Source organism: Pseudomonas sp. T1.Ur (assembly GCF_023516725.1).
GTDB classification, from domain to species: Bacteria; Pseudomonadota; Gammaproteobacteria; order Pseudomonadales; family Pseudomonadaceae; genus Aquipseudomonas; species Aquipseudomonas alvandae.
On the sequence record NZ_JAMGSN010000001.1, the window covers coordinates 3662516 to 3677381 of the forward strand.

Here is a 14866-nt window from a genome sequence, read left to right on the forward strand (position 1 = left end):
GTTATTTCTGAAGCATCGAGTTAGAGGACATCCCCCGGCACCCGCACGAACCCTTCCATCAACACCCGCGCACTGCGGCTCATGATGGCTTTTTTCACGGTCCATTCACCATTGACCTGGCTGGCCTCGGCGCCGACGCGCAGGGTGCCGGACGGGTGGCCGAAACGCACGGCGTTGCGCTCGATACCGCCGGCAGCCAGATTCACCAAGGTGCCGGAAATCGCCGCGGCAGTGCCGATGGCGACGGCGGCGGTGCCCATCATGGCGTGATGCAGCTTGCCCATGGACAGCGCCCGCACCAGCAAATCGACGTCGCCAGCCGCCACGGCTTTTCCGCTGGACGAAACGTAATCGGCCGGCGGCGCGACAAACGCGACTTTGGGTGTGTGCTGGCGCTGGGCGGCTTCGTCCAGGTGCTTGATCAAGCCCATGCGCAAGGCACCGTGGGCGCGGATGGTTTCGAACATCGCCAACGCCTTGGGATCGCCGTTGATAGCGCCTTGCAACTCGGTGCCGGTATAGCCCACATCGCGAGCATCGATGAAAATCGTCGGGATCCCAGCGTTGATCAGCGTCGCCTTCAAAGTGCCAACACCGGGCACTTCCAAGCCATCCACCAGGTTGCCGGTGGGGAACATCGAGCCACCACCGCCCTCCTCCTCGGCCGCCGGGTCCATGAATTCCAGCTGTACTTCAGCCGCCGGAAACGTCACGCCGTCGAGCTCGAAGTCACCGGTTTCCTGCACCGCGCCGTCGGTGATCGGCACATGGGCGATGATGGTCTTGCCAATGTTGGCCTGCCAGATCCGCACCACGGCCACGCCGTTTTGCGGAATACGGCTGGCATCCACCAAACCGCTGCCGATGGCAAACGCCCCCACCGCGGCCGACAGGTTGCCGCAGTTGCCGCTCCAGTCCACGAACGGCTTGTCGATGGACACCTGGCCGAACAGGTAATCGACATCGTGGTCGGCCCGGGTGCTCTTGGACAGGATCACCGTCTTGCTGGTACTGGACGTCGCGCCGCCCATGCCATCGATCTGCTTTTCGTACGGGTCGGGGCTGCCAATCACCCGCAACAACAGGGCATCCCGGGCCGGGCCGGGGACGCGGGCGGCTTCGGGCAGGTCTTGCAGGCTGAAGAACACGCCTTTGCTGGTGCCGCCCCGCATGTAGGTCGCGGGGATCTTGATTTGAGGCGAGTGAGCCATGTGCTCTAACTCCTGAAAAAAAATGGGTGGCCAGAAAACTGACCGCCCAAGCGATTTAAACGGCGACCGACGATTCGAGGAAGTCCTGGGCAAAGCGTTGCAACACGCCCCCGGCTTCGTAGATCGACACTTCTTCGGCGGTATCGAGGCGGCAGGTCACCGGCACTTCGACGCGCTCGCCGTTCTTGCGAGTGATCACCAGGGTCAGTGTTGCCCGCGGGGTGCGCTCGCCGATCACGTCATAGATTTCGCTGCCGTCGATACCCAGGGTCTTGCGATCGGTACCGGGCTTGAACTCCAGCGGCAACACGCCCATGCCCACCAGGTTGGTGCGATGGATGCGCTCGAAACCTTCGGCAGCGATCGCCTCGACACCGGTCAGGCGCACGCCCTTGGCGGCCCAGTCGCGGGACGAGCCCTGGCCGTAGTCGGCGCCGGCAATGATGATCAGCGGCTGCTTACGCTCCATGTAGGTTTCGATGGCTTCCCACATGCGCATGACCTTGCCTTCCGGCTCGACCCGAGCCAGGGAGCCCTGCTTGACCTTGCCGTTCTCGACGACCATTTCGTTGAACAGTTTCGGGTTGGCGAAGGTGGCGCGCTGCGCGGTCAGGTGGTCGCCACGGTGGGTCGCGTAGGAGTTGAAGTCCTCTTCCGGCAGGCCCATTTTCGCCAGGTATTCCCCGGCGGCACTGTCCAGCATGATGGCGTTGGACGGCGACAAGTGATCGGTGGTGATGTTGTCCGGCAGCACCGCCAGCGGGCGCATGCCCTTGAGCGGTCGCGCACCGGCCAACGCACCTTCCCAATACGGCGGGCGACGGATATAGGTGCTTTGCGGGCGCCAGTCGTACAGCGGCGTGACTTTCGGGCCGGTGTCTTCCTGGATGGCGAACATCGGGATGTAGACCTGGCGGAACTGCTCCGGCTTCACCGACGCCTTCACCACCGCTTCGATTTCTTCATCGCTCGGCCAGATGTCCTTGAGGCGAATCTCGCGACCGTCCACCACGCCCAGCACATCCTTCTCGATGTCGAAGCGGATGGTCCCGGCGATGGCATAAGCGACCACCAGCGGTGGCGACGCCAGGAACGCCTGTTTGGCGTACGGATGGATCCGCCCATCGAAGTTGCGGTTGCCCGACAACACGGCGGTGGCGTACAGGTCGCGGTCGATGATCTCCTGTTGGATCACCGGATCCAGCGCGCCGGACATGCCGTTACACGTGGTGCAGGCAAACGCCACCACACCGAAGCCCAGCGTCTCGAGTTCGCTCGTCAGGCCGGCTTCATCCAGGTACAGCGCCACGGTTTTCGAACCCGGCGCCAGGGACGACTTGACCCACGGCTTGCGCGCCAGGCCCAGGCGGTTGGCGTTGCGCGCCAGCAGGCCAGCGGCGATGACGTTGCGCGGGTTGCTGGTGTTGGTGCAACTGGTGATGGCGGCGATGATCACCGCGCCGTCAGGCATTTGCCCTGGCACATCGTCCCACTGGCCGGAGATGCCTTTGGCGGCCAGATCCGACACCGCGACACGGGCGTGGGGGTTGCTGGGACCTGCCATGTTGCGCACCACCGACGACAGGTCGAAGGTCAGGCCGCGCTCATACTGTGCGCCCTTGAGGCTGTCGGCCCACAGGCCCACATGCTTGGCGTAGGTTTCCACCAACTGCACCTGGGTGTCTTCGCGACCGGTGAGCTTCAGGTAATCGATTGTCTGTTGGTCGATATGAAACATCGCTGCAGTGGCGCCGTATTCCGGAGCCATGTTGGAAATGGTTGCCCGGTCGCCCAAGGTCAGGGCGCTGGCGCCTTCGCCGAAGAACTCCAGCCACGCCCCCACGACTTTCTGCTTGCGCAGGAACTCAGTCAGCGCCAGCACCATGTCGGTGGCGGTGATGCCCGGTTGCAATTTGCCGGTCAGTTCGACGCCGACGATTTCTGGCAGGCGCATCCACGATGCGCGGCCAAGCATGACGCTTTCGGCTTCCAGGCCACCAACGCCGATGGCGATCACGCCCAGGGCATCGACGTGGGGCGTGTGGCTATCGGTGCCCACGCAGGTATCTGGGAAGGCCACGCCGTCCCGTTGCTGGATCACCGGCGACATTTTTTCCAGGTTGATCTGATGCATGATCCCGTTGCCCGGCGGAATCACATCGACGTTCTTGAAGGCTTTCTTGGTCCAGTTGATGAAGTGGAAACGGTCTTCGTTGCGGCGGTCTTCGATGGCGCGGTTCTTGGCGAAGGCCTGGGGATCGAAACCGGCGCTTTCCACCGCCAGCGAGTGGTCGACGATCAGTTGGGTCGGCACCACCGGGTTGACCTGCGCCGGGTCGCCACCTTGCTGGGCGATGGCGTCGCGCAGGCCGGCGAGGTCCACCAGGGCGGTCTGGCCGAGAATGTCGTGGCACACCACCCGCGCCGGGAACCATGGGAAATCCAGGTCGCGCTTGCGCTCGATCAGTTGCAGCAGCGACTCGCGCAGCGTGGCCGGGTCGCAGCGGCGCACGAGGTTTTCCGCCAATACGCGAGAAGTGTACGGCAGGCCGTCATAGGCACCGGGGCGGATGGCCTCGATTGCGCCGCGAACGTCGAAATAATCCAGCGAAGTGCCGGGCAGCGGTTTGCGAAATTCTGTGTTCATCGTCAGGACTCGGGTCACGGTGGTTTCAGAGGGGTTCGCCAGTCCTGGACTACCCCCGGCCCCTGTGGGAGCGAGTTTGCTCGCGAATGCGGTATATCAGTCGACATCGATGTTGAATGTCAGTGCGTATTCGCGAGCAGGCTCGCTCCCACAGCGTTTCGGGGGTATCCAGTTCCGGCGGCTAGAACCCTCCAGCTCAGCGTTGTTCGATTGGCACGAACTTGCGCTGTTCGACGCCGGTGTATTCGGCGCTCGGTCGGATGATGCGGTTGTTGGCGCGTTGTTCGAACACGTGGGCGGCCCAGCCGGTCAGGCGCGAACAGACGAAGATCGGCGTGAACAACTTGGTCGGGATGCCCATGAAGTGGTACGCCGAGGCATGGTAGAAATCGGCGTTGGGGAACAGTTTCTTCTGCTCCCACATGGTCTTGTCGATGGCTTCGGAGACCGGGAACAGCACCGTGTCGCCCACTTCGTCGGCGAGCTTTTTCGACCAGCCCTTGATCACCTCGTTGCGTGGGTCGTTGTCCTTATAGATCGCGTGGCCGAAGCCCATGATCTTGTCCTTGCGCGCCAGCATGCCGAGGGTGCCTTCGATGGCTTCCTGCGCAGAGCTGAAGCGCTCGATCATTTCCATCGCCGCCTCGTTGGCGCCGCCATGCAGCGGGCCGCGCAACGAGCCGATGGCCGCGGTGATGCAGGAAAACAGGTCCGACAAGGTGGAGGCGCAAACCCGGGCGGTGAAGGTCGAGGCGTTGAATTCATGCTCGGCGTAGAGGATCAGCGACACGTTCATCACCTTGACGTGCAGCTCGCTCGGTTTCCTGCCGTGCAGCAGGTGCAGGAAGTGGCCGCCGATGGACACTTCGTCGGTCACGCATTCGATGCGCTGGCCTTCATGGCTGAAGCGATACCAGTAGCACATGATCGCCGGGAACGCGGCCAGCAGGCGATCGGTCTTGTCGTGCTGCTGGGAGAAATCCTGCTCGGGTTCCAGGTTGCCCAGGAACGAGCAGCCGGTGCGCATCACGTCCATCGGGTGGGCGTCGGCGGGAATGCGCTCCAGCACTTCTTTCAAGGCTTGGGGCAGGTCGCGCAACTGGCGCAACTTAGCGGTGTAGGCGTCCAGCTGGGCCTGGGTTGGCAGCTCGCCGTACAGCAGCAGGTAGGCCACTTCTTCAAATTGTGCATCTGCCGCCAGGTCGCGAACGTCGTAGCCGCGATAGGTCAGGCCGGCGCCCGACTGGCCTACGGTGGACAATGCGGTCTGCCCGGCCACCTGGCCACGGAGTCCGGCGCCACTGAGTACTTTTGCTTCGGCCATTTGCTGTCTCCAGTTTTTAGATTTGTAGAGAATGGGGGGAAAAGATCGCAGCCTCGTTGCACTCGGCAGCTCCTACACAGCGCCTACAGAGTGGGGCCGCGTAGGCGTTGCCGAGCGAAGCGAGGCTGCGACCTGTTCATTTTTTCGCCGCGAACAACGCATCGAGCTTCTGCTCGAAGGTGTGGTAGTCGATGCGATCGTAAAGCTCCATGCGGGTCTGCATGGTGTCGATGACATTCTGTTGCGTACCGTCGCGACGGATCGCGGTGTAGACGTTCTCGGCCGCCTTGTTCATGGCCCGGAAGGCCGACAGCGGGTACAGCACCAGGGACACGTCGGCCCCGGCGAGTTGTTCGGTGGTGTACAGCGGGGTCGCGCCGAATTCGGTGATGTTGGCCAGGATCGGCGCCTTTACGCGGCTGGCGAACAACTTGTACATCTCAAGCTCGGTGATGGCCTCGGGGAAAATCATGTCGGCACCGGCCTCGATGCATGCGGCGGCGCGGTCAAGCGCCGATTCCAAACCTTCCACCGCCAACGCGTCGGTGCGCGCCATGATCACGAAACTGTCATCGGTGCGGGCATCGACGGCGGCCTTGATGCGGTCGACCATTTCCTGCTGCGAGACAATTTCCTTGTTCGGACGGTGGCCGCAACGCTTGGCGCCGACCTGGTCTTCAATATGAATCGCCGCCGCGCCGAACTTGATCATCGACTTGACCGTGCGCGCCACGTTGAAGGCCGAGGAACCAAAACCGGTGTCCACGTCCACCAGCAGCGGCAGGTCGCAGACGTCGGTGATGCGGCGCACGTCGGTCAGCACGTCATCCAGGCCGGTGATGCCCAGGTCCGGTACGCCGAGGGAACCCGCCGCGACGCCGCCACCCGACAGGTAGATCGCCTTGAAACCGGCGCGCTTGGCCAGCAGCGCGTGGTTGGCGTTGATGGTGCCGACCACTTGCAGCGGATGCTCGGTGGCGACGGCGTCGCGGAAACGCTGGCCTGGCGTGCTCTTGCTGGAACTCATGACTCACCTCGTTCAGTGGCGGCGCTGTCCTGGAAATGACGCGCGATGTTGCGTTTGGAAGCGCCGATGTGCCGGCGCATCAATAATTCAGCCAGTTCACCGTCACGGTCGGCGATGGCATCGAGAATCCGGTGGTGCTCGGCGAAGGCCTGGCGCGGACGGTTGGGCGTGGTGGAAAACTGGATGCGGTACATGCGCACCAATTGGTATAGCTCGCCGCAAAGCATCTGCGTCAGGGTGCGGTTGCCGCTGCCCTGGATGATCCGGTAATGAAAGTCGAAATCGCCTTCCTGCTGGTAATAGCCGACACCGGCCTGGAACGCCGCATCGCGTTCATGGGTTTCGAGGACATGACGCAGCTCGTCGATTTCCTCGATCGTCATGCGCTCGGCCGCCAAACGGCAAGCCATGCCCTCCAGGGACTCACGGATCTCGTACAGTTCGAGCAATTCGGCGTGACTGAGCGAAACCACCCGGGCACCGACGTGGGGCACACGCACCAACAAGCGCTGGCCTTCCAGGCGATGGATCGCCTCGCGTAGCGGCCCGCGGCTGATGCCGTAGGTCCGCGCCAGCTCGGGCTCGGAGATCTTGCTGCCGGGGGCGATCTCGCCTTTGACGATGGCGGCCTGGATACGCCGGAAGACGTTCTCGGACAGCGTCTCCGAATCGTCTTGAGCCATCAGCGGTGTTTCGAGCTGATCGAGCATATTGTCGACACCTTGAAATTCAATATGGCAAAAACTAACCAACAACCCGCCATACGTCAAAAGAAAATTCAACATTGTCGACAATCGTCTAATAAGCGCTTGCGCCATAACCGGGCGAATGGCGCCGCCCAGCGTCCGGGCAACGGTGGCGTCAGAAAACCACCGTGCTAGAATGCCGCGCGATTTGCCGCTCTCCTTTTATAGGGAAGGCTGCCCAGGGAGCTTGTGCAGCAATGCCAGGGCCTGAACCGATAAACGGAACGCTGCGCACCAGGATCTATGACACTCAAGCCCTTTTCTGCCGCTCTGTATTTCATGTGCCTGCCGGCGCTTGCCGTGGCGGGCGAAAAAACCGTGTACGGCCTCAACGAATACGCCGCGCTGCAGGGCATCGACCTGGAAGTCGCCGCCAAGCTCGACACTGGCGCCAAGACCGCCTCCCTCAGCGCCCGCGACATCAAGCGCTTCAAGCGCAATGGCGAATCCTGGGTGCGTTTCTACCTGGCCATCGACGCCGCCCACTCGCACCCCATCGAACGCCCGCTGGCCCGTGTCAGCAAGATCAAGCGCCGCGCCGGTGACTACGACCCGGAAGAAGGCAAGAAATACACGGCCCGGCCGGTCATTGAACTGGACATCTGCATGGGCTCGGCCCTGCGCAGCATCGAAGTGAACCTGACCGACCGCAGCGCCTTCCAATACCCGTTGCTGATCGGCTCCGAAGCGCTCAAGCGTTTCGACGCGCTGGTCGACCCCAGTCTCAAATACGCTGCCGGCAAACCCGCCTGCGCCAATGCCGCTCATACCGCAGAGTAATTCCAATGCGCTCCCTTACCCTCCATCTGAAAATGCTGATCGCCATCCTGGTGATACTGGGCCTGTCGGTGACGGCCTATCAGATTTTCGTGCTCGGCATCCCGGTCACCGAAGACGCCACCGACGATTTGTGGAACATCGACGCCAAGGTCGAATTCGTGCCCAACGCCAAGGACCCGGTGAAGATCCAGATGTTCGTGCCGCCCTTGAGCCGCGACTACGTGAGCCTCAACGAGAGTTTCATTTCCAACAATTACGGCGTGGCGGTGAACCGGGTCGACGGCAATCGCAAGGTGACCTGGTCGGCCCGTCGCGCCAAAGGCAACCAGACGCTGTATTACCGCCTGGTGCTGACCAAGCGCTACAGCGCCGAAAAAACCAAGGTCAAGGGCCCGACGTTCCGCGACAGCATCGCCGTCGAAGGCCCGGAAAAACTCGCCGCCGAAGCATTGCTCGCGCCGATCCGCCAGCACTCGGCCGACGTCGAGACGTTCATCAGCGAAGCGATCAAGCGGGTCAATAACCTCAACGACGACAACGTCAAGTTGTTGCTCGCCGGTGATCCGTCTTCAAGCAACAAGGCACGGATCGTCGAACTGGTGTTGTCCATCGCCCACGTGCCGGTGGAAAAAGTCCACACCATCCGCCTGGTCGCCGACCAACCGCAGATGCCCGAGCTGTGGCTGCGCAGTTTCAACGGCACCGACTGGCTGTATTTCAACCCGGACACCGGCGAGCAGGGCCTGCCCACCGACCGCCTGTTGTGGTGGACCGGTGATGAAAACCTGATCACCGTCGATGGCGGCAAGAAAGCCACCGTCACCTTCAGCATGAACAACAGCGAAATGAACGCCATTCGCCTGGCCAAGCTGACAGACGAGAACACCGACGCCAACTTCCTTGAATACTCGCTCTACGGCTTGCCGCTGCAAACCCAGCAGACCTTCATGATCATGGTGATGATCCCGATCGGCGTGCTGGTGATCCTGGTGCTGCGCAACCTGATCGGGCTGCAGACCCTGGGCACCTTCACCCCGGTACTGATCGCCCTGGCCTTCCGCGAGACCCAACTGGGCTTCGGCATCATCCTCTTCACGGTCATCACCGCGCTGGGCCTGTCGCTGCGTTCCTACCTGGAACACCTCAAGCTGCAGATGCTGCCGAGGCTGTCGGTGGTGTTGACGTTCGTGGTGGTGCTGATTGCCGCCATCAGCCTGTTCAGCCATAAGCTGGGCCTGGAGCGCGGCTTGTCGGTGGCGCTGTTCCCGATGGTGATCCTGACCATGACCATCGAACGCCTGTCCATCACCTGGGAAGAACGTGGCGGCGGCCATGCGATGAAAGTCGCCATCGGCACCTTGTTCGCCGCATCCCTGGCGCATCTGATCATGAGCGTGCCGGAGCTGGTGTACTTCGTGTTCACCTTCCCTGCGATCCTGCTGATCCTGGTGGGCTTCATGCTGGCCATGGGTCGTTATCGCGGCTACCGCCTGACCGAGCTGGTTCGGTTCAAGGCCTTCCTCAAGGCTGACTCCTGATGTTCGGCTTCTGGAAGACGTGGAAGGCCCTGGAAGCCCGGGGCATCATGGGCATCAATCGGCGCAATGCCGACTACGTGCTCAAGTACAACAAGCGCAGCCTGTACCCCATCGTCGATGACAAGATCATCACCAAGGAACGGGCCATCGCCGCCGGCATCCATGTGCCAGAGCTGTACGGAGTGATCTCCACCGAGAAGGAAATCGACAAGCTCGACGAGATCATCGGCGGGCGTACCGACTTCGTGATCAAGCCGGCCCAGGGCGCCGGTGGCGATGGCATCATTGTCATCGCCGACCGCTTCGAAGGCCGTTATCGCACCGTGTCCGGCAAGATCATCAGCCACGAGGAAATCGAGCACCATGTCTCCAGCATCCTCACCGGCCTGTATTCCTTGGGCGGGCACCGTGACCGGGCGCTGATCGAATACCGCGTGACCCCGGACCAGATCTTCAAGAGCATCAGCTACGAAGGCGTGCCGGACATCCGCATCATCGTGCTGATGGGGTACCCGGTGATGGCCATGCTGCGCTTGCCGACCCGTCAGTCCGGCGGCAAGGCCAACCTGCACCAGGGCGCCATCGGCGTGGGCGTCGACCTTGCCACCGGCCTGACCCTGCGCGGCACCTGGCTGAACAACATCATCACCAAGCACCCCGACACCACCAACGCGGTGGACGGGGTGCAACTGCCCTATTGGGACGGCTTCATGAAACTGGCCGCCGGTTGCTATGAATTGTGCGGACTGGGCTACATCGGCGTCGACATGGTGCTGGATCAGGAAAAAGGTCCGTTGATCCTGGAACTGAACGCCCGACCGGGGCTGAACATCCAGATCGCCAACGACTGCGGATTGACCTTGCGTACCCACGCGGTGGAAGCCCACCTGGAAGAACTCAAGGCCCGCGGCGTGACCGAAACCGTGGAGGCGCGCGTGGCGTTTGCCCAGGAATTGTTTGGGCATATTCCGCCGGTTGAAGGGTGAACATTAAACTTTGCTCCCGCCGGGTTCTGTAGGAGCTGGCGAAGCCTGCGATCTTTTGATCTTGATCTTTCGCTTGCGACTCAATTGTCCGGGACAAGATCGCCGCCTCGCTTCGCTCGTCAGCTCCTACAGGCGCAATCCTGCGGGAGCAAGCTCCCTTGCCACAGATATCGTCGTTCCTTCCAGACGTGCCCATCTCCGACATCCCCCTAGGAGCAAATCCGACAGGGGATTACAATCGCTCCCCCGCCTGAACGGCTGACCCACCCTGCCCATGCCAACCTGCTCCGTACACCCATTGCCCTACCGCGCCAACCCCGCCGAGTATTTCGCGGCGATCCGCCATGCCCCTGGCAGCGTCCTGCTCGACAGTGGCCGGCCAAGTGCCGAACGCGGACGCTACGACCTGCTCAGCGCCTGGCCACTGGAACAACTGGCGGTACGGCCTGACGAAACCGGCAGCGATTTCCTGCAACGTCTTCGGATGCATCTGACGCAACTGGGCCACGCGGAACTGCCGACGGCGGTGCAATTGCCCTTCGCCGGCGGCTTGATCGGCTACTTGAGCTACGACTTCGGCCGACACCTCGAGGCCCTGCCCTCACAGGCACAAGATGATCTGCAATTGCCCGACGCGCGTTTCGGCCTGTACGACTGGGCGCTGATCTCCGATCACCAGGCCGGCACCAGCCAATTGGTCTTCCATCCCCATTGCGGCGAGAGTGAACGCCAACGACTGATCGAGCTATTCAGCCGGCCATCCGCAGCGCCTGCCACCGCATTCAGTCTTGCAGGCCCGATGGCACCCGACCTCAGCGCCGATGCCTATCGACAGGCATTCGAACGCATCCAGGCGTATATCCAGGCCGGCGATTGTTACCAGGTCAACTTTGCCCAGCGCTTCCGCGCCCAATGCCACGGCGATGCCTGGACCGCTTACCAGGCGTTGCGGACAGCGTGTCCGACGCCGTTCTCAGGCTTCCAAAGCCTGCCGGAAGGCGGTGCGGTGTTGAGCCTGTCGCCGGAGCGCTTCGTCAAGGTCAGCGAAGGCCACGTCGAAACCCGTCCGATCAAGGGCACCCGGCCCCGTGGCACAACGCCCGACGAAGACGCCGCCCACGCCGCCGAGCTGCTGGCCAGCCCCAAGGACCGGGCGGAAAACCTGATGATCGTCGACCTGCTACGCAACGACCTGGGCCGCACGTGCCGTGTCGGCTCGGTGCGGGTGCCGGAGCTGTTCAGCCTGGAAAGCTACCCCAATGTGCATCACTTGGTCAGCAGCGTGACCGGCGAGCTGGCGGATGGAAAAGATGCCTTGGACCTGATTGCCGGCAGCTTCCCCGGCGGCTCGATCACCGGCGCGCCGAAAATCCGCGCCATGCAAATCATCGACGAACTCGAACCGACCCGACGCGGGCTGTATTGCGGCTCGTTGTTGTACCTGGACGTGCGCGGGGAAATGGACAGCTCAATCGCCATCCGCAGTTTGCTGGTCAAGGATGGGCAGGTGTGTTGCTGGGGCGGCGGCGGGATTGTCGCGGACTCGGATTGGGAGGCGGAGTATCAGGAATCGATGACCAAGGTTCGGGTGTTGCTCGAAACCTTGCAGAATCTCTGAACAATCCCCCCGGCCTGACACACAACCCTGTGGGAGCGAGCTTGCTCGCGATTGCGTTGGGTCAGCAGCCATTGTGCTGACTGATACACCGCTATCGCGAGCAAGCTCGCTCCCACAGGTTTTGTGCCTACAGTAACGGCGTGGTTTACAGATTGAGATTGCGGCTCGAGGCCTTGATGAATTCCTGCTTCAACTCGGCAAACGTATGCACCGCCGGGAATTGCGGGAACTCGCGGATCACGTTTTCAGGCGCATGGAACAGGATGCCGGCGTCGGCTTCGCCCAGCATCGTGGTGTCATTGTAGGAATCCCCCGCCGCAATCACCCGGTAATACAGGCTCTTGAAGGCCAGGACTGACTGGCGCTTCGGATCTTTCTGACGCAACTGGTAGCCGGTCACTCGCCCGCCGTCATCAGTGATCAAACGATGGCAAAGCAATGTCGGGAAGCCCAACTGGCGCATCAATGGCTGGGAAAATTCGTAGAACGTGTCGGACAGAATCACCACCTGGAACCGCTCGCGCAGCCAGTCGACGAATTCGATAGCGCCGTCCAGCGGCTTGAGGGTGGCGATGACCTCCTGGATATCGGAGAGCTTGAGGCCGTGTTCGTCGAGGATGCGCAACCGTTGCTTCATCAGCACGTCGTAGTCGGGGATGTCCCGAGTGGTTGCCCTGAGGGATTCAATCCCGGTTTTTTCAGCGAAGGCGATCCAGATCTCCGGGACCAGCACACCTTCCAGGTCGAGACAGGCAATTTCCACAAGACACTCCCATTTTTCTGATGTTTATCGGTTGAGCGAACAAAAAGGCCTGCCGACTCTAGCCATTCGTCGAAGCCCGCGCAACGCACAGGAACGCGCCAGTCCCGGCAGCTTTTGTTACCATCAGCCCCCTATAGAGCGCCCAGCGCCACCGACCTGTAGGAAACCGCCCTGATGAGCCCATCGTTCGACGTCGTGGAACTCGCCACGACCTATGCCAACAAGTCCCCACAGGACATCCTCAAGCTGGCCTTCGCCGAATTCGGCGATGACCTGTGGATATCCTTCAGTGGCGCCGAAGACGTGGTGCTGGTGGACATGGCCTGGAAACTGAACAAGAACGTCAAGGTGTTCAGCCTCGACACCGGCCGCCTGCACCCGGAAACCTATCGCTTCATCGATCAGGTGCGCGAGCACTACAAGATCGACATCGAACTGGTGTCGCCGGACTACACGAAACTTGAACCCTTCGTGAAGGAAAAAGGCCTGTTCAGCTTCTACAAGGACGGTCATGGCGAATGCTGCGGCATCCGCAAGATCGAGCCGTTGCGGCGCAAGCTGACCGACGTCCGCGCCTGGGCCACCGGCCAGCGCCGCGACCAGAGCCCTGGCACCCGCAGCCAGGTGGCGGTATTGGAAATCGACACGGCGTTTTCCACCCCGGAGCGTACGCTGTACAAATTCAACCCGCTGTCGCAAATGACCAGCGAAGAAGTCTGGGGTTATATCCGCATGCTCGAGCTGCCTTATAACAGCCTGCATGAGCGCGGCTTTATCAGCATCGGCTGCGAGCCTTGCACCCGCCCGGTGTTGCCGAACCAGCACGAGCGCGAAGGTCGCTGGTGGTGGGAAGAAGCTACGCAGAAAGAATGCGGGCTGCATGCCGGGAATATCATCGCCAAGTCCAAATCCGTTTAAGCGTCGACCGAAGATGTACACAAAAAAGTCACCACTGGTGGCATTTTTTGTGTGCATCTATCTCGTGACTGCCCCTAAAAGTTACACATTGCTTCCCGCCCCGTTTACCCACCCCTCCCGCCGCCGCTCGCAAAAATAAACACCTGTTCAATTGATCCACAGCAACGGGGTCAACCTGCGTGCGGTGACGGCGTTCATTCCGGCGGCGCTGATCGCGATTGTCCTGGCGCTGGTGCCCGGTTTCGACAGCATCTCGCCGTTTTCCTGGCTGATTGGCGCTTCGATTGCAGGGCTGTTGTACCTGATCATTGCCAAGCGCGAGGCCTATTACGAGGACGTCAGCGGCGAAGCCATCGCTGTGGATAACATCAGCCATTAACCCAGGGAAAGCGGCCCGACCGGTGCGGGTCGCCTGGTATTTCATTTAAAAAAGGACAGCTCATGCGAATTCTAGTGGTCAACGTCAACACGACCGAGTCCATCACCCAGGCCATCGCCCGACAAGCCCAAGCGGTGGCCGCGCCGGGTACCGAGATCATCGGGCTCACGCCGCATTTCGGTGCCGATTCCATCGAAGGCAATTTTGAAAGCTACCTTGCGGCCATTGCGGTCATGGACCGGGTGATGTCCTACGACCAGCCGTTCGATGCGGTGATCCAGGCCGGCTATGGCGAACATGGCCGTGAAGGCTTGCAGGAACTGCTGAATGTGCCGGTGGTGGACATCACCGATGCCGGCGCCAGCACCGCGATGTTCCTGGGCCATGCCTACTCTGTGGTCACGACGCTGGACCGCACCGTGCCGCTGATCGAAGACCGGCTCAAGCTGTCCGGCCTGTTCGACCGCTGCGCCTCGGTGCGGGCCAGCGGCCTGGCGGTATTGGAGTTGGAGCAAGACCCGCAACGGGCAATTGAAGCCATCGTGCAGCAAGCCGAACTGGCGGTCAGCCAGGACAAGGCCGAAGTGATCTGCCTGGGCTGCGGCGGCATGGCCGGGCTCGATGAGCAGATCCGCCAACGCACCGGCGTGCCGGTGGTCGATGGGGTGACGGCGGCGGTGACGATTGCCGAATCGCTGGTGCGGCTGGGGCTGTCGACATCCAAGGTGCGGACTTATGCGACGCCTCGGCCGAAAAACATTGTTGGCTGGCCGGGGCGGTTTGGGCGGTGAGTTTGCAGCTTTAGACCGTGGCGCGCCGAATCGCGAGCAAGCTCGCTCTCACATGGATTTCCAGCGTCCATACAAAATGTGTTTATTGCAAAATCCTGTGGGAGCGAGCTTGCTCGCGATTGGAGCCAACTCAATCCA

At 61.7% G+C, this 14866-nt stretch carries 12 protein-coding genes and 1 pseudogene; 7 read left to right on the top strand and 6 right to left on the bottom strand.

The genetic code is table 11. The features are described 5' to 3' along the window. Nucleotides 1–20 precede the first annotated feature (20 nt). From prpF to M8Q45_RS16220, 5 genes are all read right to left on the bottom strand, one after another. Nucleotides 21–1211, bottom strand: coding sequence for a 2-methylaconitate cis-trans isomerase PrpF (prpF, locus tag M8Q45_RS16200; protein WP_249875575.1), 1191 nt, complete (start codon nucleotides 1209–1211; stop codon nucleotides 21–23). A gap of 55 nt (nucleotides 1212–1266) precedes the next feature. Further along, nucleotides 1267–3858, bottom strand: coding sequence for a Fe/S-dependent 2-methylisocitrate dehydratase AcnD (acnD, locus tag M8Q45_RS16205; protein WP_249875576.1), 2592 nt, complete (start codon nucleotides 3856–3858; stop codon nucleotides 1267–1269). A 196-nt stretch (nucleotides 3859–4054) separates the two neighbouring features. Further along, nucleotides 4055–5182, bottom strand: coding sequence for a bifunctional 2-methylcitrate synthase/citrate synthase (prpC, locus tag M8Q45_RS16210; RefSeq protein ID WP_249875577.1), 1128 nt, complete (start codon nucleotides 5180–5182; stop codon nucleotides 4055–4057). A gap of 136 nt (nucleotides 5183–5318) precedes the next feature. Beyond that, nucleotides 5319–6209, bottom strand: a complete 891-nt coding sequence (gene prpB / locus M8Q45_RS16215) for a methylisocitrate lyase (protein WP_003204061.1) — start codon at nucleotides 6207–6209, stop codon at nucleotides 5319–5321. Next, nucleotides 6206–6919: a GntR family transcriptional regulator gene (locus tag M8Q45_RS16220; protein WP_030137800.1), complete on the bottom strand. Its 714-nt coding sequence runs from the start codon at nucleotides 6917–6919 to the stop codon at nucleotides 6206–6208. Before M8Q45_RS16220 ends, prpB begins: the two co-directional genes overlap by 4 nt. 279 nt (nucleotides 6920–7198) lie before the next feature. Between M8Q45_RS16220 and rloA the strand changes: the two genes are divergently transcribed. The 4 genes from rloA to pabB all read left to right on the top strand — a co-directional run bounded on the left by rloA (nucleotide 7199) and on the right by pabB (nucleotide 11877). Further along, nucleotides 7199–7735 (top strand): retropepsin-like aspartic peptidase RloA, encoded by a 537-nt coding sequence (rloA, locus tag M8Q45_RS16225; protein WP_249875578.1) that lies wholly within the window; start codon nucleotides 7199–7201, stop codon nucleotides 7733–7735. A gap of 5 nt (nucleotides 7736–7740) precedes the next feature. After that, entirely contained in the window at nucleotides 7741–9273 is a 1533-nt protein-coding gene (gene rloB / locus M8Q45_RS16230) for an osmotic stress tolerance membrane protein RloB (protein WP_249875579.1), read from the top strand. Beyond that, the gene (locus M8Q45_RS16235; protein ID WP_249875580.1) at nucleotides 9273–10259 is read left to right on the top strand and encodes an alpha-L-glutamate ligase-like protein; all 987 of its coding nucleotides are present in this window, start codon (nucleotides 9273–9275) and stop codon (nucleotides 10257–10259) included. Before rloB ends, M8Q45_RS16235 begins: the two co-directional genes overlap by 1 nt. Nucleotides 10260–10533: 274 nt before the next feature. Beyond that, nucleotides 10534–11877 (top strand): aminodeoxychorismate synthase component I, encoded by a 1344-nt coding sequence (gene pabB, locus M8Q45_RS16240; RefSeq protein WP_249875581.1) that lies wholly within the window; start codon nucleotides 10534–10536, stop codon nucleotides 11875–11877. Nucleotides 11878–12022: 145 nt separating this feature from the next. Here the strand turns inward: pabB and thrH are convergent, their stop codons facing one another. Next, nucleotides 12023–12640, bottom strand: a complete 618-nt coding sequence (gene thrH, locus M8Q45_RS16245; protein ID WP_249875582.1) for a bifunctional phosphoserine phosphatase/homoserine phosphotransferase ThrH — start codon at nucleotides 12638–12640, stop codon at nucleotides 12023–12025. A gap of 174 nt (nucleotides 12641–12814) precedes the next feature. Between thrH and M8Q45_RS16250 the strand changes: the two genes are divergently transcribed. The 3 genes and pseudogenes from M8Q45_RS16250 to M8Q45_RS16260 all read left to right on the top strand — a co-directional run bounded on the left by M8Q45_RS16250 (nucleotide 12815) and on the right by M8Q45_RS16260 (nucleotide 14728). Then, entirely contained in the window at nucleotides 12815–13558 is a 744-nt protein-coding gene (locus M8Q45_RS16250; protein WP_134925194.1) for a phosphoadenylyl-sulfate reductase, read from the top strand. Nucleotides 13559–13715: 157 nt separating this feature from the next. Further along, nucleotides 13716–13937, top strand: a pseudogene (locus M8Q45_RS16255) (NCS1 family nucleobase:cation symporter-1); the annotation flags it as partial. 62 nt (nucleotides 13938–13999) lie between these two features. Further along, nucleotides 14000–14728, top strand: coding sequence for an aspartate/glutamate racemase family protein (locus M8Q45_RS16260; RefSeq protein ID WP_249875583.1), 729 nt, complete (start codon nucleotides 14000–14002; stop codon nucleotides 14726–14728). Nucleotides 14729–14866 lie beyond the last annotated feature (138 nt).